The following is a 20,034-nucleotide window of genomic DNA, read 5'->3' as shown; positions in this document are numbered from 1 at the left end:
GGTCATGCTCCTTCGACCAGCGCGTCGAGCTCAGCGGTGCGCTCAGAGCGTCCCACCGTGCGGTGGTCGCGCGCCAGCAGCGTGTACATCGTGGGCAGCACGAAGAGCGTGAAGAGCGTGCCCACCAGCATGCCCACGACGATCACCAGACCGATGCTGAAGCGGCTGTTGGCACCCGCGCCGCTCGCGAACAAGAGCGGCACCAGGCCCACCACCATCGCGGCGGTGGTCATCAAAATCGGGCGCAGCCGGATGCGCGCGGCCTGCTCGATGGCGGGGCGGCGCTCCAGGTTGTCGCGCGCCTGGATCTCGTTGGCGAACTCCACCATCAGGATGCCGTGCTTGCTGATGAGCCCGATGAGCGTCACCAGCCCGATCTGCGTGTAGATGTTGATGGTCGCGAAGCCCAGCGCCAGCGGCACGAGTGCACCGCAGATCGACATCGGCACGCTGATCAGAATGATGAGCGGATCGCGCAGGCTCTCGTACTGCGCGGCCAGCACCAGGTAGATCACGACGATCGCGAACACGAAGGCCACCACCAGCGCCGAGCCTTCCTGCGTGAACTGGCGCGCATCCGATTGCCAGTCGTAGCTGAAGCCCGCGGGCAGCTTCTTCGCTTCTTCGCTCAGGAACGCAACAGCGTCGCCCATCGTCACGCCCGGCATCGGAATGGCCTGGAAGGTCGCGGCGTTGAGCTGGTTGAACTGCGTGAGCTTGTTGGGACCGACGCTGGTGGAAAGCGTCACCAGGTTCGCGAGCGGCACGGGCTGCCCGCTCGCGCTCTTCACGAAGTAGCGTGACAGGGCCTCGGCCGACAGCCGCTGGTCGCGCGGCGACTGCGGGATCACATCGTACGAACGCCCGTCCATGCCGAAGCGGTTGACGTAGTTCTCGCCCACCAGCACCGCGAGCGTGTCGCCGATGGCCTTCATCGTCACGCCCATGCTGTTGGCCTTGGCGCGGTCCACGCGCACTTCGGTCACTGGGTTGTTGAACTCCAGGTCGCTGTCGACCACGGCGAACTTGCCGCTCTCGCGCGCTGCCGTCTTGAGCGTTTCCATCGCCTCGAACACCGCGCGGTGGTCGCCGGCGCTGCGGATCACCATCTGCACCGGCAGCCCGCCGGTGGAGCCCGGCAGCGAAGGCAGCTGGAACGCGAAGATGTTGCTGCCCTCCACGTCGCCCATGCTCGCCTGCACCTCGCCCTGGATCTGGTCGGCGTTGCGCTTGCGGTCCTTCCAGTCCGACAGCTGCACGCCGCCGATGCTGTTCGATACGCCGTCGGAGCCGTTGATGAGCCAGCGGCCTGTGTTCTCGGGGAGCGCCGCGAACACGTCGTCCCACTTCTGGCCGAACTTCTCGACGTAGTCGATGTTGGCGTGCTGCGGCGACTTGATGACAGTGAGCACCATCGCCTGGTCTTCGCCCGGGGCGAGCTCGCGCTGCGACGCGTTGTAGAGAAAGGGCAGGCTCACCAGCACCACGGCCGCGAAGAGGCCCGTCACCCAGCGGTGGTGCAGCGACACGTCGAGCAGCCGGCCGTAGGCGGTAGCGAGCTTGTGGAAGAACGACTCGGCGTAGCGCGCCATGCGGCTGCCCGTGGCGTCCTGCGGCAGCAGGAACGAACTCATCACCGGCGACAGCGTGAGCGCGATCACGCCCGAGACCACCACCGCGCCCGCGAGCGTGAAGGCGAACTCCTTGAAGAGCGAGCCGGTGAGCCCGCCCATGAGGCCGATGGGTGCGTACACCGCGGCCAGCGTGAGCGTCATCGCGATCACCGGGCCGGCCACTTCGCGTGCGCCGATCAATGCGGCCTGCACGCGCGACTTGCCTTCCTCGATGTGGCGGTGCACGTTCTCCACTACCACGATCGCGTCGTCCACCACGAGGCCGATGGCCAGCACCATCGCCAGCAGCGTGAGCAGGTTGATGCTGAAGCCGAACAGCAGCATCAGCGCAGCCGCACCCAGCATCGACAAGGGAATCGTCACCACCGGAATCAGCACCGCGCGCAGCGAACCGAGGCACAAAAAGATCACCAGCACCACGATGGCGATGGCTTCGAGCAGCGTCTTCTGCACCTCGTCGATCGAGGCCTCGATGAATCGCGCGAGCTCGAAGGGCAGTTGCACCTCCACGCCGGGCGGCATGTTCTGCTTGATGCCGGGCAACAGGTCACGGATGCGCTTCACGATCACCAGCGGGTTGCCGTTGGGCGCCGCCTGCAGGCCGAGGTAGATGGCCTTGTCGCCGTCCATCGTCGCGCTGCTGTCGGCGCTGGCTGCACCCAGTTCCACGGTGGCCACGTCGCCCAGGCGCACGAGGGCGTCGCCCTCGCGCTTGATGACCATGTCGCGGAACTCGGCCACGTTCACCAGGTCGGTGTTCACACGGATGTTCGAGACGACGTACAGGCCCTTCACCTGCCCGGGCGCCGCCTGCACGTTGTTCTGCCGCAAGGCGTCGGCCAGCTCGCCGGCGGAGATGCCGCGCGCGGCCATGCGGTTGGCGTCGAGCCACACGCGCATCGCGAGCGTCTGCCCGCCCGACACCTCGACGCCCGAGACGCCGGGGATCGATGCGAACTGCGGCTGCACCACGCGCGAGAGGTAGTCGGTGAGCGCGGGCACCGGCATCGTCTTGCTCGAGAAACCGACGTACGCCACCGCGGTGGCTTCGCCCGACGACTTGAGGATGACCGGATCGAAGGCCTCGGCCGGCAGCCGGTACTTGACCTGGCTCACCTGCGCCATCGCCTGCGTGAGCGCCTGGTTGGCATCGGCGTTGAGCTTCATGCGCACGCTGATCACGCTGCGCCCGAGCGTGGAGGACGAGGAGAGGTAGTCCACGTTCTCGATGGTCGCCACTGCCTGCGCGATCGGCTGGGTGACGAAGCCCTGCATCAGCTCGGGCGAGGCGCCGGGGTACTGCGTGGTGATGGTGAGCGTGGTGCTCTCGGTGAGCGGGTACTGGCGCACCGGCAGGTCGCCGAGCGCGCGTGCGCCCAGCAGCAGGATCAGCGTGCTCACCACCAGCGCCAGCACGGGGCGGCGCACGAAGAGGTCGGTGAACTTCATGACTTGCGTTCCGTGAGAGCGAGCGTGTCCTTCCCGGCCGGCGCGACGGCGGCGCCGGTGTACAGGCGCAGCTGGCCCGAGGTGACGACCTTCTCGCCAGCCTTCAAGCCTTGTTCGATGACGACGAGGCCGTCCTGCCGGTCGCCCGCTTTCACGAACACCTGGTGTGCTGTGAAGCCGTCGCCTTTTTCGGCGGGCCGCACGACGAAGACCGAATCGCCGTGCGTGCTGTAGGTGATGGCGGTCTCGGGCACGGTGATCGCATCGGTGCGCGAAGGCAGCGCGACCTTGCCGTTGACGTACATGCCGGGCGTGAGCGCGCCGTCGGCGTTGTCCACCGTGGCCTGCAGCCGCACGGTGCGCGTGTCGCTGCCGATCTGCGGCTCGATGGCGCTCAGCTTGCCTTGGAACACACGGCCCGGGTACGCATCGACCGCGAGCGACACCGCCTGGTTGCGCTTGAGCGCCGGCAGCGCCGTCTCGGGCAGCGTGAGATTGGCGAACAGCGTGCGTCCGTCGGTGAGCGACACCAGCGTGTCGCCGGCCCGCACGAACTGGCCAAGGTTGACGCGGCGGATTCCCAGCACGCCATCGAACGGTGCCTTGATGCGCTTCTGCTCGACCAGCGCCTGCACGCGGCGCAACTCGCCGCTCGCCTGGTCGAAGCCGGCTTGCGCCTGTTCCATCTGCTCCTGCGTGGCGGCCTGTTGCGGCAGCAGGCGGCGTGTGCGGTCGAGCAGCGCCTTGGCGTTGGCGCGCTGGGCGGTCAGGCGCTCCAGGTCGCCTTGCTCGGGCGCGTCGTTGAGCTGGACGAGCAACTGGCCGGCGCGCACTTCGGCGCCGGGCGTGAAGAGGATCTTCGCGACGCGCCCTTCCACTTCGGCCGGCACCTCGACCTGCCGGTTGGCCTCCAGCGTGCCGATGCCGCTGAGGAAGCGCGCCATCTCCGTCGGGCGCGCGGCCGCTACCGCCACCTTGGCCGGCGGCATACCGCCGCCCTCCGCATGCGCCGGCCTCAGCCTGGCGAGCCCGTAGCCGGCCGCTCCCACCACCAGTACCGCCAGGCCGGCACCAAGCCAGGCCCTTGATCGTGTGTCCATGATCTCGATCCGTTATTTATCAAAGTCGATGCTTTGATTATTGAATGCCGTCGAAGGCGCTGTCGAGCAAGACAGCGCAAAGACCCCGATAGGGCCGGGCTATCCGCAGGTTCTTGCGGTCCGGCGCCCGTCCTGAAGACGTGCGGGCATGCGGCTTTGTGACAGCCGGGGCTTGGAAAAAAGAGGCGCGGCGGGCGCGGAAGCGGCGCGTTTTTACGCTTTCTTTATGCGGCCCCGCCGACTCTGTTCCCCGTTTTTACGGACGCCTGCCGAGACTGAAGCCCTTGTTTGTGTATCGCTCCAGGAGCAATCGAAATGGACATCGTCTGGATGGGCGCCTTGCTGGCGCTGTGGGCCGTGGTGGCGGCCATGGTCGTCGGGCTGAACAGGCTCGAGGGATCGAACTCGCCGAAAAGCAGCAGCAACGGAGACGCATCGTGATCAGCCTCGAAGCCCTCTACGGATTCGGCGCGCTCATCGCCGTCGTCCTGTTCGCCTATCTCGTCTTCGCGCTGATCTGCGCCGAGGAATTCTGAAATGACCGCGTCCGCCTGGGGCCTGCTGGCCCTCTTTCTCGCCGCGCTCGCCGTGCTGGCCTGGCCCGTTGGCAAATTCCTCGCCGCGCTCTGCAACGAGCGCGTGCCGCGCTGGATGCAGCGCGTCGAGGCGCCGCTCTACAAGCTCGCGGGCACCGCCCCCGAGCGCTCGATGAACTGGCGCACCTATGCGCTGGCGCTCCTGGCCTTCAACCTCTTGGGCGCCGTTGTCGTCTATGCGCTGCAGCGCCTGCAGGGCGTGCTGCCGCTCAACCCGGCCGGCATGGGCGCGGTGTCGGCCGACTCGGCCTTCAACACCGCGGTGAGCTTCGTCAGCAACACCAACTGGCAGGGCTACGCCGGTGAATCGACCATGAGCTATCTCACGCAGATGCTCGGTCTCACGGTGCAGAACTTCTTCTCCGCCGCCACCGGCATCGCGGTTGCCTTCGCGCTGGTGCGCGGCTTCGCGCGCCGCGGAGATGGCGCCGGAAGCAAGGGCCTGGTCGGCAACTTCTGGGCCGACATCACCCGCGTCACGCTGTGGGTGCTGGTGCCGCTGTCGTTCGTGCTCGCGGTCTTCTTCGTGGGCCAGGGCGTGATCCAGAACTTCGATGCCTACAAGGACGTGGCCACCGTCGAGACCACCGCCTTCCAGCAGCCGAAGAACGGCGCCGACGGCCAGCCGCTCAAGGACGAGAAGGGCGCCCCGGTGATGGAAGACGCCACCACCAGGACGCAGACCCTCGCCATGGGCCCGGTCGCGTCGCAGGAAGCGATCAAGATGATCGGCACCAACGGTGGCGGCTTCTTCAACGCCAACTCGGCGCACCCCTACGAGAACCCGACCGCGCTCAGCAACCTGCTGCAGATGATCGCGATCTTCCTGATTCCGGCGGCCCTGTGCTTCGCCTTCGGCCGTGTCGTCGGCGACATGCGCCAGGGCTGGGCCGTGCTCGCGGCGATGACGGTCATGTTCGTCGTCGCGGTGATGGTGATCACGCCGGCCGAGCAGGGCGGCAATCCGTTGTTCGCATCACTCGGCGTCGACCAGGTGTCCAGCGCATTGCAGAGCGGCGGCAACATGGAAGGCAAGGAAGTGCGCTTCGGCATCGACGCCTCGGCGCTCTTCGCCGCCATCACGACCGCGGCCTCGTGCGGCGCGGTGAACGCGATGCACGACTCGCTCACCCCGCTCGGCGGCATGGTGCCGATGGTGCTCATGCAGCTTGGTGAAGTGGTGTTCGGCGGCGTCGGCAGCGGCCTCTACGGCATGCTGATCTTCGCGATGCTCGCGGTGTTCATCGCGGGTCTCATGATCGGCCGCACGCCCGAGTACCTGGGCAAGAAGATCGAGGTGCGCGAGATGAAGCTCATCTCCATCGCGATCCTGGTCACGCCGATCCTGGTGCTGGCCGGCACCGCGGTGGCGGTGATCGCAGGCGCCGGCAAGGCCGGCATCGCGAACCCCGGTGCGCACGGCTTCTCGGAAATCCTCTATGCGTTGACCTCGGCCGCCAACAACAACGGCAGCGCCTTCGCCGGCCTCTCGGCCAACACGCCGTTCTACAACGGCCTGCTCGGCCTCGCCATGTGGCTCGGCCGCTTCGCGATGATCGTGCCGGTGCTGGCCATTGCCGGCTCGCTGGCCGCCAAGAAGCGCCTGCCCGTCACCAGCGGCACGCTGCCCACGCACGGCCCGCTGTTCGTCTCCTTGCTGATCGGCACCGTGCTGCTGGTCGGCTTGCTCAACTACGTGCCGGCGCTGGCCCTCGGGCCGATCGTCGAACACCTGGTGCTCTGGAAATAAGAAGGAGCCCACCATGACTGCCAACACCAAAACCTCTCTCTCGCTGCTCGACGCAGCGCTGGTCAAGCCCGCCCTCTGGGGCGCCTTCGCCAAGCTGGACCCGCGCACCCAGTGGCGCAACCCTGTGATGTTCATCGTCTATATCGGGAGCATCCTCACCAGCCTGCTCTGGGTGCATGCGCTGAGCTTTCCCGGCGACACCGGCATGAAGCCCGGCTTCGTGCTCGCCATCACCGTGTGGCTGTGGTTCACCGTGCTGTTCGCGAACTTTGCCGAGGCCCTGGCCGAAGGCCGCAGCAAGGCTCAGGCCGCTTCATTGCGCGGCTTGCGCAAGGACACCTGGGCCAAGAAGTTGACGGAGCCGCAACAGCAGCACCATGGCGGCCAGTGGCTGCCGGAGCAGGCGCCCAACCTGCGCAAGGGCGACGTCGTGCTGGTCGAGACCGGCGACGTGATTCCGCTCGACGGCGAAGTCATCGAAGGCGTGGCCTCGGTCGACGAAAGCGCCATCACCGGCGAATCGGCGCCCGTGGTGCGCGAATCGGGTGGCGACTTCTCTGCAGTGACCGGCGGCACCCGCGTGCTGTCGGACTGGCTGGTGGTGCGCATCTCGGTGAACCCGGGCGAGTCGTTCCTGGACCGCATGATCGGCATGGTCGAAGCGGCCAAGCGCCAGAAGACGCCCAACGAGATCGCGCTCACCATCCTGCTGGTGGCGCTCACGCTCGTGTTCCTGATGGTCACCGTCACGCTGCTGCCGTTCTCGGTGTTCAGCGTGGAGGCCGCGGGTGCGGGCACCGTGGTGTCGCTCACCGCGCTGGTCGCGCTGCTGGTGTGCCTGATCCCGACCACCATCGGCGGCCTGCTCTCGGCCGTCGGCGTGGCCGGCATGAGCCGCATGATGCAGGCCAACGTGATCGCGACCTCGGGCCGCGCGGTCGAAGCGGCCGGCGACGTCGACGTGCTGCTGCTCGACAAGACCGGCACCATCACGCACGGCAACCGCCAGGCCAGCGCCTTCCTGCCAGCGCCCGGCGTGACCAAGGCGCGCTTGGCGCGTGCCGCGATGGTTGCATCGCTGGCCGACGAAACGCCCGAAGGCCGCAGCATCGTCGACCTGGCGCGCCGCGACGGCCTCGAAGCCACGGCCGTGGAGGGCGCACGCTTCGTGCAGTTCACCGCGCAGACGCGCATGAGCGGAGCCGACCTGCCCGCCGCCCCCAACAGCCTCGATACCGATGTCGTCCTGTTGCGCAAAGGCGCTGTCGAAGCGGTGCGCCGCCACGTCGAAGCGTTGGGCGGCAGCATGCCCGCCGAGATGCTGCGCGCGGCCGAAGAGACGGCGCGCCGCGGCAGCACGCCGCTGGCCGTGTCGGAAGGCAATCGCGTGCTCGGCGTGGTCGAGCTCAAGGACATCGTCAAGACCGGCATCAAGGAGCGCTTCGCCGAACTGCGCCGCATGGGCATCAAGACGGTGATGATCACCGGCGACAACAAGCTCACCGCCGCGGCCATCGCCGCCGAGGCCGGCGTGGACGACTTCCTCGCCGAAGCCACGCCCGAGGACAAGCTCGCGCTCATCCGCAAGTACCAGTCCGAAGGCCGCCTGGTCGCGATGACCGGCGACGGCACCAACGACGCGCCCGCGCTCGCGCAGGCCGACGTGGCGGTGGCGATGGGCAGCGGCACGCAGGCCGCGAAAGAGGCCGGCAACATGGTCGACCTCGACTCCAACCCGACCAAGCTGCTCGAAGTGGTGGAGACCGGCAAGGCGCTGCTCATGACGCGCGGCTCGCTCACCACCTTCTCGATCGCAAACGACGTGGCGAAGTACTTCGCGATCATTCCCGCGATCTTCGTCTCGACCTATCCGCAACTGGGCGCGCTCAATGTGATGCGCCTCGCGAGCCCGTCGTCGGCGATTCTTTCGGCGGTGATCTTCAACGCGCTCGTCATCGTGTTCCTGATTCCGCTCGCGCTCAAGGGCGTGCGCTACCGGCCGGTGGGCGCTGCCGCACTGCTGCGCCGCAACCTGGCCATCTACGGCCTGGGCGGCCTCGTCGTCCCCTTCATCGGCATCAAGTTGATCGACTGGCTGCTCGTCGCAGTCCACCTGGTCTGAGGAGCATTTCTCATGAACAACAACAGCAGCATTCTTCGCCCCGCCATCGTGCTCTTCGCACTGCTGAGCGCACTCACCGGGCTCATCTATCCGATGGCCGTCACCGGCGCCGCGAAAGCGGTGTTTCCGAAGGAGGCCGCGGGCAGCCTGATCGTGCTGGACGGCACGACGGTCGGCTCGAAACTCATCGGGCAGAACTTCAGCGATCCGAAGCACTTCTGGGGGCGCCCGTCGGCCACCGCGCCGCAGCCCTACAACGCGAGCGCCTCGGGCGGCGCGAACCAGGGGCCGCTCAACCCGGCGCTGACCGATGCGATCAAGGCTCGCGTCGAAGCGCTGCGCGCCGCGGACCCGGGCAACACCGCGCCGGTGCCGGTCGATCTCGTCACGGCCTCGGCCAGCGGGCTCGATCCGGACATCAGCCCCGCCGCCGCGCACTACCAAGCGGGGCGCGTTGCGCGTGTGCGCGGGGTGCCGGTCGAACAGATCAACGCGCTGATCGAGAAGCACACCCAGGGCGCGCTCTGGGGGCTGCTCGGTGAATCGCGCGTCAACGTTCTCGCACTGAATCTCGCGCTCGATGCATCGGTGCGTTGAGGAGAAAAACATGGCTTATGCCGCTTATCGTGAACACCCCGGCGTGCTGCGAACGCACGCTCCCATGACCGCCACGAGCCCGTTCTATGTGCTCGATGTCACCGTCTGCTGCGCCGACGCATTGCGCGTGCGCCGCAGCATCGCGGGCTCCCCCGATGCGGGCGTGGTGCGCTGCGAGCCGCTGTTGCACGCCCTGTGCTCGCAAGAGAGCGACGCACCTTGCGTGCGGCTCATGATCCGCCTGCCTATCGCCAGTTACGCCGAGGTGCTGCACCGCCTGATCGAGTGCGTGCCCTCCGGCGAAATCGGCCGGCTCGTGAGCTGGCGCGAGCACCTGGCACGCTGCGGGCTGCGCGATGGTCACTGATCTCTTTCATGCGTTGTTGGCGCTCGCGGCGCTGTTCGTGCCGCTCGGCTTTGCGTGGTGGGCGCTCTCGCGCACCGCGCGGCGGCACGAGGCCAAGCGCCGCAAGGGCGGCCCGATGCGATAACCTGCGCAGCCACCGCCATGCATGACGCCCGCCCCGACCCCGATGCCCTGATTGCGCAACTGCGCAACGACGAGGCGCGTGCACTGCGCGGCAAGCTGCGCATCTACTTCGGCGCCAGCGCCGGTGTCGGCAAGACCTGGGCAATGCTGAGTGCGGCCCAGCGCGAGCGCACCGCGGGGCGCGATGTACTCATCGGTGTGGTCGAGACGCACGGCCGCAGCGAAACCGCCGCGCTGCTCGCGGGGCTCGATACACTGCCGCTGCGCGAGCTGGCCTACCGCGGCCGCACGCTCGCCGAGTTCGACCTCGACGCCGCGCTCGCACGCAAGCCCGCCGTGCTGCTGGTCGACGAACTGGCCCACACCAATGCCCCCGGATCGCGCCACGCCAAGCGCTGGCAGGACGTGCAGGAGCTGCTGGCCGCAGGCATCGAGGTGTGGTCGGCGCTCAATGTGCAGCACCTCGAAAGCCTCAACGGCACCGTCGGCGCGATCACCGGCGTGCGTGTGCACGAGACGGTGCCCGACACCGTGCTGGACGAGGCCGACGAAGTGGTGCTGGTCGACGTCACGCCCGACGAACTCACCGCGCGGCTCGCAGCCGGCAAGGTTTATCTGCCGCAGCAGGCTGAGCGCGCCGCGCAGAATTTCTTTCGCAAGGGCAACCTGATCGCGCTGCGCGAGATTGCGCTGCGCCGCACCGCCGAGCATGTGGAAGACGATGTGCGCGGCTGGCGGGTCGAGCAGTCCGGGGCGGTCGGCAACGGGCAGGGCGGCGCTTCGCTGCAGGCCTGGAACACCTCGGGCGCGATCCTCGCCTGCGTCGGTCCGCACGAAGGCGCGGCACAGACGGTGCGCACCGCGGCGCGGCTCGCGGGCCAGCTCAACGTGCGATGGCATGCGGCGTACGTCGAAACGCCGCGGCTGCAGCGCCTCGCTGCCGCAGAGCGCGACCGCATCCTCGCAGTGCTCAAGCTCGCCGAGGAACTGGGCGCTGCCACCGCGGTGCTCACGGGTTCCGATGTGGCCGAGCAACTGTCCGAGCAGGCCCGCCGGCTCAACTGCGCGACGCTGGTGATGGGGCGGTCCGAGCCGGTCGGCGGATGGCGTCGTTGGTGGCCCGCCACGCGGGTCTCGTTGCCGCGCGCGCTGGCGCAACGCGCGCCCGCGCTCGATATCCTGGAAGTCGGTCGTGCCGACAGCGCGCGCCGCCTCGCGCGCACGCCGCTCAACACGCCGCGCGCCGACGACGACGATCACGAGAAGGCGCCGATCCACTGGCCCGGCTACGCGTGGGCGACGGCCACCAGCGTGGCACTCACCCTGCTCTGCACGCCGCTCGCCAACGTGCTCGAACTCTCGAACATCGTGATGCTGTTCCTGCTCGGCGTGGTCGGTGTCGCGATGCGCTTCGGGCGCGGGCCTTCGGCGCTCGCGGCCTTGCTCAACGTGGCCGCGTTCGATTACTTCTTCGTGCCGCCGCGCCTGTCGTTCGCGGTGAGCGACGTGCAGTACGTGCTGACCTTCGCGATCATGCTCGGCGTCGGCCTGCTGGTGGGGCAGCTCACCGCGGGGCTGCGCTTTGCGGCCGGCGTATCGACCAGCCGCGAACGGCGTGCGCGCTCGCTGTTCGAACTCACGCGCGAACTCTCGGCGGCGCTGGAGAGCACGCAGGTCGTCACGCTCGGCGCCGCCGCGGTGCAGGGCCACTTCGGCGGCCATGCGCTGGTGCTGGTGACCGATGCGGCCGATCAGCTCGTGCTGCCGACAGAGCCGCCCGAGGGCTTCGATGCGCAGGTCGCCGACTGGGCCTTCCGCCACGGTCAACCTGCAGGCCTTGCGACCGCCACATTGGCTGCGCAGCCTTGGCACTACGTGCCATTGAAGGCGCCGATGCGTGTGCGCGGGGTGCTGGCACTGTCGCCCGCGCAGCCGCGCTGGTTGCTGATTCCGGAGCAGGCGCAGCAGCTCGACACGCTGGCCCGGCAGATCGCGATCGCGCTGGAGCGCGTGCACTACGTCGAGGTGGCGCAGCAGGCCGTGGTCGAGATGGAATCGGAGCGCCTGCGCAATGCCCTGCTCGGCGCGATCTCGCACGACGTGCGCACGCCGCTCACCGCGCTGATCGCGCTGGCCGAATCGCTGCAGACGCTGCCGGCCGAAGAACACGGCAACGCGGCACGCGCCATCGTTGCGCAGGCGCACGAGCTGCACGCGCTGGTCAACAACCTGCTCGACATGGCGCGGCTCGAAAGCGGCATCGCGGGCGGCGCGGTGAACCTGCGGCGCGACTGGCAATCGGTCGAGGAGGTCGTGGGATCGTCGATCCGCGCGGCGCACACGTCGCTGGGCGACGCCGTCGTGCAGACCACGCTCGATGCGGACCTTCCGCTGGTCGAATTCGATGCGGTGCTGATCGAACGCGTGCTCGTCAACCTGCTGGAGAACGCCACCAAGTACGGTGCGCCACCCATCGTGGTGGGCGCACGCGCCGAACCCGGCACGCTGGTGCTCACGGTGCGCGACCACGGGCCGGGCCTGCCTGCCGCGCTGCTGGGCCACGAACAGAAGCTGTTCGACAAGTTCACCCGCGGCGAGGCCGAATCGGCCACACCGGGCGTCGGCCTGGGGCTCGCGATCTGCCGCGCGGTGGTGAGCGCGCACGGCGGCGAAATCACGGCGGCCAACGCGCGCGACGGGGGTGCAGAATTCACCGTCACCCTGCCACGCCGCGAGCCGCCCGAACCGGCCGAAGCCCAACTCTGAACCCATGCCATCCCCCACCGCCATCGTGATCGAGGACGAGCCGCAGATCCGCCGCTTCGTGCGCGGCGCGCTCGAAGCCGAGGGCTGGCTGGTGCACGAGGCCGGCACGCTGCGCGACGGCCTTGCCGCGGCCGGCACGCGGCAGCCCGACCTGCTGGTGCTCGACCTGGGGCTGCCCGATGGCGATGGCGTCTCATTGATCCGCGATGTGCGCGGCTGGTCCGCGGTGCCGATCATCGTGCTGTCGGCACGCACCGACGAGGCCGACAAGATTGCAGCACTCGATGCCGGCGCCGACGACTACCTCACCAAGCCCTTCGGCACCGGCGAGCTGCTGGCCCGCGTGCGCGCCAACCTTCGCCGCCCGCGCGCCGCCGGTGGCGGCAACGATGAGCCTGCCGAAGCCGTCTTCCGATTCGGCGAGATCGAACTGGACCGCGCCGCACGCATCGTGCGCCGCGCCGGCGCCGAGGTGCACCTGACGCCGACCGAATACCGCCTGCTCTCCGTGCTGGTCGCGAATGCGGGCCGCGTGCTTACGCAGCGCCAGTTGCTGCGCGAGGTGTGGGGGCCGTCGCATACGGACCAGAGCCACTACCTGCGCATCTACATGGGGCACCTGCGGCAGAAGCTGGAAGCCGATCCGGCGCAGCCTCGGCATCTGTTGACGGAGACGGCGGTGGGGTATCGGTTGGTGGTCTAGCTGCCGGGAGGTGCGACGGCATCACCGCCTTCGACGCTGCCCGCTCTGGCCTCAGAGGCATCCCCACAGATATACCGATTTCTTCTTGGCGACCGCCTCGTTCGCAAGCCTTCGGAGATCTTCCACAACGGGATGCAATTCCGCGGGATCGCACGCGAGCTCTTCCGTCTTTGCCCATTTTTCAAGCACGGGGCCGAGCGACCCGGAATCCAGGCGCGTCAACAGGATCGTCAGCTCATCGGGAAATCGGTTGAGCCATGCATCGCTGTCCTCGCCGATCTCGATGTACTCGAGGGTGTGCCTGTCGACATCCCATTCCTTGCCTTCCATGATGGCCCAGAGCGTGGTGATCTCGATATCCGTAAAACGCTTGTGCTGCGCGGGGTCCAGCAGTTCCTCGATCTCGTCGCCTTCATCGGGCTCTTCGATCCGGTTGGCGTAGCGCAACGCCTCCGTGGGGTTGGCGGCGAAAAAATCCGAAAGTATTCCCATCTTTTGTTCCTCAAGAGTTGAATGGAGGGCTGCCGAAGCGCATGGTCTGCGAAGCCACAGATCCTGATGTCGATTACATCCTCCCGCTGCATCGTCAGTTTTACGGATCGATGACGGCCACCGAGGCCGGCCGATGCCTCCGCACCTGTCGCGTTGCGAGGCTTTTGCGCGGACAAGCACTGTGGCTCCCAGCCAACATGACCATGGCGCACGGCTTGTCTTCGGTGCCGCGCACAAAGACAATGCGCCCCACCATGAAATTCATCCAAGCCATCGAGGCGAGCATCACCGCCACCTAACACCGCCTTCGATCGCGTTCGGAAGGCGTTGTGCCTTCCGGTCTCCAACCCCGGCAGGCTCGTCCCTCCGGGGTTTTGTTTTTTCAGAGTTCACTTCACACCATGCGTACCTACGACAAGCTGATCGCCACGATTCCCCTGCGCCGGAGCGTGGACACCGTGCGCCCGGGCTCCGGCCGCCGCATCAGCAGATTGCACATCTCTCGTCGCTAGCCTTCAGGCGAATCTCGCCTGGGCTGGCGCACCGCCAACCAGGCATCCGAAGCGCATTTCGCGCTTCGACAAGAAAGATTCGTCATGAACCCGAAACTCAGAAACATCCGCAACATCGGCATCATTGCCCACGTCGACGCGGGCAAGACCACCACCACCGAACGCATCCTGTTCTACGCCGGCGAGAGCCATCACATCGGTGACGTGAGCCGCGGCACGGCCCGCATGGACTTCGAGCCGCAAGAGCAGACGCGCGGCATCACCATCAGCAGCGCGGCCATCACGGTCCACTGGAACGCAACGCAGATCAACCTGATCGATACGCCCGGCCACATCGACTTCAACATCGAAGTGAACCGTTCGCTGCGTGTGCTCGACGGTGCGGTCGTCGTGTTCGACGGCGTCTCTGGTGTGGAGCCACAGACCGAAACGAACTGGCGCCTCGCGGACAAGTACCGCGTGCCGCGCATCGCTTTCGTCAACAAGCTTGACCGGCTCGGCGCGGACTTCCTGCGCGTGGTCGCGATGATGGAAGAGCGCTTGGGCGTGACGGCGGTTGCCGTGCAGTTGCCCATCGGCTCCGAAGGCGACTTCCGCGGTGTGATCGACCTGATCGGCATGCGCGCGCTTGTCTGGGACAAGGACGATGCCAGCCAGCCGTATCGCGTGACGGACGTACCGGCCGATGCATTGGCGCTGGCGTTGCACCATCGTGCACGGCTCGTGGAGCTTGCGGTCGAACAGGACGAAGCATCGATGAACGCCTACCTGAATGGCGAAGAACCGACGCCCGAAGCGCTGTGCGCGTGCATCCGCAAGGGTGTACTGGCCGGTGCCTTCGTGCCCGTGCTCGCCGGTTCGGCATTCCGCAATCGCGGCGTGGAGCCTTTGCTCGATGCCGTGGTGGACTGGCTGCCCAAGCCCGGCGAAGTGGAGATGGCATGCGACCCGGCGGCGCCGTTCGCGGCCCTCGCGTTCAAGGTCGTGACCGATGACCACGGCGCGATGGTGTTCGTGCGGGTCTACAGCGGTCGGCTGCGGCGCGGCGACACGATGCTCAATGCGAGCACTGGGCGCAGCGAACGTGCGGCGCGGCTGTACGAGGTGAATGCGGACGACCGCATCGAACGCGACGAGCTCGTGGCCGGCGATATCGCGGCCATCGTCGGGTTGAAGGACACGCTGACCGGTCACACGCTGTGCGACCGGAATCATCCGGTGCATCTGGAGGAGATCAGCGTGCCCGAGCCCGTGATCCATGTCGCGATCGAGCCGAAGGCGCGGGCCGATCAGCAGGGGCTGTCGAAAGCGCTGCAGGCGATGTTGCGGGAGGACCCGAGCCTTCAGCTTCGGCAAGATGCCGAGTCGGGGCAGACGATCCTCTCGGGCATGGGCGAGCTGCAGCTCGACGTGTCCATCGAGAAGCTGCGTGCGAAGTACGGCGTCGAAGTATCGGTGGGGCGACCCCAGGTTGCCTACCGGGAAACGATCTCACAGGAAGTGGAGGTGAACCATATTCACAAGAAGCAGACCGGAGGGCCCGGTCAGTTCGCGGAACTGAAGCTTCGTCTCGCGCCAATGGCGCGCGGTGAAGGCATCGCGTTCGAAAGCAAGGTGGTAGGTGGCGCTATTCCGCGCGAGTTCATTCCCGCGGTGGAAGCTGGCATCCGTCGTGCCGCGCAATCGGGCGTGGCCGCCGGCTATCCATGCGTGGACTTCGTGGCCACGCTGGTAGACGGCAGCCACCACGAGCGTGACTCGTCAGCCATGGCTTTCGAATTGGCGGCTGCAGCAGCATTCCGCGAGGCGGCTGCGAAGGCGGGGCCGCAAGTACTTGAACCGGTGATGGCCGTGGAAGTCATCACGCCGGCCGATCATTTGGGTGATTGCATCGGTGATCTGAATCGGCGCCGCGGCATCGTCCGAGGTCAGACGATGCGCGGCAACGCCGCCGTCGTCGAGGCGCATGTGCCGCTGAAGGAAATGTTCGGCTACATCGGCAGTCTGCGCGCGTTGTCTTCGGGCCGCGCGCAGTACTCGATGCAGTTCGATCACTACGAAGTGGCGCCTGCGGATGAGATGGCCCGGCTCGCCCAGAGCTGATGGGCTTGAAGGGGCGGCCCGAAAGGATCGCCCCTTTTTTATGACGTCAAGCCGCCATGCCCTTGTTCGGGTTCAGCAAGAACTTCTCCCCCGTCGCCTGCTTCCCATACACCCCGATCGCATCGAGCCGAAGCGCTTCGAGCAGCGAAATCTCCCGCGTGTAGTGGCTCGCGAACGTCGTCTTCAATTCGGCGACCACGCGCGCCTTCAGCCGCTGCGTGCCTTCGGCGCCGAGCTTCTGCAGGAACGGAAACAGCAGCCACCCGCCCATGCCCCACGCCATGCCGAAGTTGCGCACGAACTCGGTCGGGCTGCGGTCCAGGCCGCCGTAGATGTAGACCTGCTTGTGCGTGGTCGAGCCGTAGCGGCTGTATTCCTTGGCGGTGCGGTTCAGCGCCGCTTCCATGCAGCCGAGGATCTGGCCCGCGAGCTTGCCGCCGCCCGTGGCGTCGAAGGCGAGCGTCGCGCCTGTGTCGACCAGCGCTTGCGTCAGGTCTTCGAGAAAGGTCGGCGAAGTTGCATTGCACACGTACTTCGCGCCGATGCCGCGCAAGAGCGCCTCCTGCTCGGGCTTGCGCACGATGTTGACGAGGTCGATGCCGTCCTTCTGGCAGATCTTGTTGAGCATCTGCCCGAGGTTCGATGCGGCGGCCGTATGCACCAGGGCCTTGTGGCCTTCGAGCCGCATTGTCTCGACCATGCTCAACGATGTGAGCGGGTTGACGAAGCATGAAGCGCCTTCGGCCGGTGTCGTGCCCGCTGGCAGTTCGAGGCACTGCGCGGCGGGGAAGACGCGGTACTGCGAGTACATCGCGCCGCCAATGGCTGCGACGGTCTTGCCGAGCAGTGCCTGCGCAGCGGGCGACGAACCGGCCTTGACCACGACGCCAGCGCCTTCGTTGCCGACCGGCATCGATTGGTCCAGGCGCCCCGCCATCGAAGGCCGTGCGCGTTCGGGAACGATGGCGGTGACGACGGGACGATCCGCAGTGCCCGACACCTTCGCGGTGCTCATGTCGGCCGCGCCGAACAAAAGGCCCAGGTCCGACGGATTCAGCGGCGAGGCCTCGACGCGCACGATCACTTCATCGGGCTTGGGTTCGGGGATCGGTTCGTCGTGCAGCGAGAGTTCGAGTTCGCCGTTAGAGCGGACGAGGGAACGGAGTTGGAGTGCCATGGAAGAAGCCCCTGTGAAAGGTCGTTCGGAGATGGCCATCGGCCACGGGGCGGCCAGTATAGGAGCGGGGTGCGAAAGCTGCAGGCGCCTTCAGGACACCACCGGAATCACCGGGGCATGGGCCAGCGCATGGCCCATCTTGAGCGGATCGAGCCGCTCGATGTAGCGCGGAATGTTGCGCCACAGCGTGTGATAACCGTAGCCGCCGCGCAGCATCTCGTGGCGCGCGCTCTCCTTGTCCCAGCCCTGCACCGCCATGCGGTAGACCGCCGCCACCACGCCCGTGCGATCGGCGCCGTGCATGCAATGGATGAGCACCGGCCCTTGCTTCTCGGCCTCGCGAATGGCGACCAGCGCGCGCAGCACCTTCGCATCGTCGATGGACCAGGTGTTGATCGGCACGCGCACCAGCCGGATGCCGCTGCCCGCGAACACCTTCCTGTCGTCGTTGAACGACCGCAGGCTCACGATGGTGCGGATGCCCAGCGACTGCAGCGCCGCCACGTTCGCGCGCCGCGGCTGCGCGCTGCGGTACAGCGTGGGCGTGATGCGGTGCAGGTTCTCGACCTGCAGTTCGTCCAGCGGATCGGCCCAGTGGCCGGGGCGCAGGTCGTCGAGCTTCGTTGCCGTCATCGCGCGCGCCGACGCCAGTGGCGCACCGTGAGGATCAGCGCCGCCACCGCGAGCCCGCCCCAGTAATCGACCGGCGCACCCCAGAGCCAGTGCTTGTGCCAGAACGCATCGACCGGGTTGAAGCGCGCCCAGCCGAAGGCCGGATTGATGATGAACCACAGGAAGTCTTCGCAGACCCAGAACACGATCAGCCCCACGCCGGCGAGCCCCGCATCGCGCCAGGTCCATCGGCCGTTGAAAGCCAGCGGCGCAAAGAACACCAGCGCCATGAAGGTGAAGACCCAGGCGTGATAGCCGGTCATCGCGCGGCCGCCCCAGAAGAGGTCGAGCCAGATGCTGTTCTCGATGCGCCAGGTGGGCAGCGACGTAGCCCAGCCCGCGCCTCCTTCGATCTGGATCTCGGCGTTGGCGAAGAAGAATGCCATGACGACCACCCACGCGAGGTAGCCAAGCGTCCGGCCCACGCCGGTCTTTTCGGTCGCGCCGCTCACGCTACGGCACCCAGCACGTGCTGCAGCACGGCTCGCGCGGCCTGCGGCTTGCCGAGCGCCCGGCTGCGCGCGGCCATGTTCGCGAGCTTGGCGGGGTCGGCCATAAGGCGCGCCACCTTGTAGTCGAGGCCGATGGCGTCGTAGGCGAGCCAGGCGGCGCCTTCCTCCATCAGGAAGCCGGCGTTGTGTTCTTCCTGTCCGGGAATCGGCGAGATGAGCAGCATCGGCTTGCCGAGCGCGAGGCACTCGGACACGGTGAGGCCGCCGGGTTTGGTTACGACAAGGTCGGCCGCAGCCATCATCTTGTGCATTTCATTGGTGAAGCCCACGGCCACCACGCGGCCCGGATGGCGCGCCGCCAGCGCTTGCAGCTTGCCGTGCGCCTCGACGTTGCGGCCCGCGACCGCAATGACCTGGAAATTGCCTTCACCGCCCAGGCCGAGCACGCGCTCGACCATGCTCGCGAGGTCGCCCACACCGGCGCCGCCGGATGCCATCAGCAACACAGGCCGCGACGGATCGAGCCCGAGTTCCGCGGCGCAGGTGTTGCGCGCGAGCACCGGCACGTCGGGCTCGGAGAACGCCGGCATCACGGGAATGCCCGTCACGTGGATGCGGTCCGCGGGAATGCCGCGTGCGCGCAGGCGAAAGGCGACCTCTTCCGTCGCGGCCAGGTAACCGGCCATGCCAGGTACGAGCCACATGTTGTGCAGGTCGTAGTCGGTGATCTGCAGCCACACCGGGTAGTCGATGCGCCCGCGGTTGCGTTCGCGCATCAAGAGCTCTGCGGGCAGGAAGTGCGTGCAGATCACCGCATCGGGCTTCTCGCGCCGGATCTCGCGCACCAGCGCGCCGGTGCTCAACCGCTCGATGCCCCGGCGCAGACGCTGCGAGGGCGCGTGATGCGGCGTCGTGTCGGTGCGCTGGTGCAGGTACGACCACAGCTCGGGCGCGCGGTTCACGAGCTGGATGTACCAGTCGGTGTAGACCTTGCGAAAGCCCCCGGCCACATGGGCCATGGCGTCGGTGTGGACCGCCGTGCAGGGCGGGGCGAGGGACTGGGCGGTGGCGGCGAGCGCCTGTGCTGCACGCACGTGGCCGTTGCCGGCGCTCACGCTGAGGATCAGGAGTTTGGTCATGTATTCGACGGTCTGCGCGGATTATGGACAAGCCGTGTGGCACTGCTTTCGGGCCTGCCGTTCGGGACGGCACTCACGCCGACGGTGGGCTCTGTTTCGCGAATGTCCCCCGGCTTCGCCTCCTCCTTGATTTCGCGAAACAGAGCCCACCATCAGCGCGAGCGCTTCAGAGCGGTCGTTGATCGGCAGTTCACCCAGAGCGTGCCCAAGTGCGCAGGGCATCGGGTGCTCCACGCAGCGAAATAAAGGAGGAGCCGAAGGCGGGGGACATTCGCGGAGG

Annotated in this window: 18 protein-coding genes; 11 read left to right on the top strand and 7 right to left on the bottom strand. The window is 67.4% G+C overall.

What is annotated here, in order from left to right:
- Positions 1-2: 2 nt before the first annotated feature.
- Complete coding sequence (locus VARPA_RS28445) at positions 3-3,083, bottom strand: MexW/MexI family multidrug efflux RND transporter permease subunit (protein WP_013544046.1); 3,081 nt, start codon at positions 3,081-3,083, stop codon at positions 3-5.
- Positions 3,080-4,183 (bottom strand): efflux RND transporter periplasmic adaptor subunit, encoded by a 1,104-nt coding sequence (locus VARPA_RS28440; RefSeq protein ID WP_013544045.1) that lies wholly within the window; start codon positions 4,181-4,183, stop codon positions 3,080-3,082. The genes VARPA_RS28445 and VARPA_RS28440 overlap by 4 nt, the downstream gene beginning before the upstream one ends.
- Positions 4,184-4,498: 315 nt before the next feature.
- Here VARPA_RS28440 and VARPA_RS31865 point away from each other — a divergent pair, with 315 nt between their 5' ends.
- The 9 genes from VARPA_RS31865 to kdpE all read left to right on the top strand — a co-directional run bounded on the left by VARPA_RS31865 (position 4,499) and on the right by kdpE (position 13,207).
- A complete protein-coding gene (locus VARPA_RS31865; RefSeq protein WP_013544044.1) occupies positions 4,499-4,624 on the top strand; it encodes a hypothetical protein in 126 nt (41 codons plus the stop codon).
- Positions 4,621-4,719 (top strand): K(+)-transporting ATPase subunit F, encoded by a 99-nt coding sequence (gene kdpF, locus VARPA_RS28435; protein WP_041943086.1) that lies wholly within the window; start codon positions 4,621-4,623, stop codon positions 4,717-4,719. Before VARPA_RS31865 ends, kdpF begins: the two co-directional genes overlap by 4 nt.
- Before the next feature lies 1 nt (position 4,720).
- Positions 4,721-6,529, top strand: coding sequence for a potassium-transporting ATPase subunit KdpA (gene kdpA / locus VARPA_RS28430; RefSeq protein ID WP_013544043.1), 1,809 nt, complete (start codon positions 4,721-4,723; stop codon positions 6,527-6,529).
- A 13-nt stretch (positions 6,530-6,542) separates the two neighbouring features.
- A complete protein-coding gene (kdpB, locus tag VARPA_RS28425; RefSeq protein WP_013544042.1) occupies positions 6,543-8,651 on the top strand; it encodes a potassium-transporting ATPase subunit KdpB in 2,109 nt (702 codons plus the stop codon).
- A 12-nt stretch (positions 8,652-8,663) separates the two neighbouring features.
- Positions 8,664-9,248: a potassium-transporting ATPase subunit KdpC gene (kdpC, locus tag VARPA_RS28420; protein ID WP_013544041.1), complete on the top strand. Its 585-nt coding sequence runs from the start codon at positions 8,664-8,666 to the stop codon at positions 9,246-9,248.
- A 64-nt stretch (positions 9,249-9,312) separates the two neighbouring features.
- Complete coding sequence (locus VARPA_RS28415) at positions 9,313-9,615, top strand: hypothetical protein (RefSeq protein WP_234974877.1); 303 nt, start codon at positions 9,313-9,315, stop codon at positions 9,613-9,615.
- Complete coding sequence (locus tag VARPA_RS31860; RefSeq protein ID WP_013544039.1) at positions 9,605-9,739, top strand: hypothetical protein; 135 nt, start codon at positions 9,605-9,607, stop codon at positions 9,737-9,739. The genes VARPA_RS28415 and VARPA_RS31860 overlap by 11 nt, the downstream gene beginning before the upstream one ends.
- 17 nt (positions 9,740-9,756) lie before the next feature.
- The gene (locus VARPA_RS28410; protein WP_013544038.1) at positions 9,757-12,504 is read left to right on the top strand and encodes a DUF4118 domain-containing protein; all 2,748 of its coding nucleotides are present in this window, start codon (positions 9,757-9,759) and stop codon (positions 12,502-12,504) included.
- 4 nt (positions 12,505-12,508) lie between these two features.
- Positions 12,509-13,207, top strand: coding sequence for a two-component system response regulator KdpE (gene kdpE, locus VARPA_RS28405; protein WP_013544037.1), 699 nt, complete (start codon positions 12,509-12,511; stop codon positions 13,205-13,207).
- 51 nt (positions 13,208-13,258) lie between these two features.
- On the opposite strand, the gene VARPA_RS28400 is transcribed toward kdpE, so the two are convergent.
- Complete coding sequence (locus VARPA_RS28400) at positions 13,259-13,699, bottom strand: hypothetical protein (RefSeq protein WP_013544036.1); 441 nt, start codon at positions 13,697-13,699, stop codon at positions 13,259-13,261.
- A 41-nt stretch (positions 13,700-13,740) separates the two neighbouring features.
- On the opposite strand from VARPA_RS28400, the gene VARPA_RS28395 reads away from it, so the two are divergent.
- Complete coding sequence (locus VARPA_RS28395) at positions 13,741-13,998, top strand: hypothetical protein (RefSeq protein WP_041943085.1); 258 nt, start codon at positions 13,741-13,743, stop codon at positions 13,996-13,998.
- Between the two features lie 297 nt (positions 13,999-14,295).
- The gene (gene fusA / locus VARPA_RS28390; protein WP_013544034.1) at positions 14,296-16,314 is read left to right on the top strand and encodes an elongation factor G; all 2,019 of its coding nucleotides are present in this window, start codon (positions 14,296-14,298) and stop codon (positions 16,312-16,314) included.
- Positions 16,315-16,360: 46 nt separating this feature from the next.
- On the opposite strand, the gene VARPA_RS28385 is transcribed toward fusA, so the two are convergent.
- From VARPA_RS28385 to VARPA_RS28370, 4 genes are all read right to left on the bottom strand, one after another.
- Positions 16,361-17,491: a zinc-binding dehydrogenase gene (locus tag VARPA_RS28385; RefSeq protein ID WP_013544033.1), complete on the bottom strand. Its 1,131-nt coding sequence runs from the start codon at positions 17,489-17,491 to the stop codon at positions 16,361-16,363.
- A gap of 90 nt (positions 17,492-17,581) precedes the next feature.
- Positions 17,582-18,124 (bottom strand): dual specificity protein phosphatase family protein, encoded by a 543-nt coding sequence (locus VARPA_RS28380; protein ID WP_013544032.1) that lies wholly within the window; start codon positions 18,122-18,124, stop codon positions 17,582-17,584.
- A complete protein-coding gene (locus tag VARPA_RS28375; protein ID WP_013544031.1) occupies positions 18,121-18,615 on the bottom strand; it encodes a hypothetical protein in 495 nt (164 codons plus the stop codon). Before VARPA_RS28375 ends, VARPA_RS28380 begins: the two co-directional genes overlap by 4 nt.
- Entirely contained in the window at positions 18,612-19,754 is a 1,143-nt protein-coding gene (locus tag VARPA_RS28370; RefSeq protein WP_013544030.1) for an MGDG synthase family glycosyltransferase, read from the bottom strand. Before VARPA_RS28370 ends, VARPA_RS28375 begins: the two co-directional genes overlap by 4 nt.
- Between the last annotated feature and the right edge of the window lie 280 nt (positions 19,755-20,034).

Source organism: Variovorax paradoxus EPS (assembly GCF_000184745.1).
GTDB classification, from domain to species: Bacteria; Pseudomonadota; Gammaproteobacteria; order Burkholderiales; family Burkholderiaceae_C; genus Variovorax; species Variovorax paradoxus_C.
The sequence above is the reverse complement of the archived record's forward strand: the minus strand, read 5'-3'. Positions and strand labels throughout refer to the sequence as shown.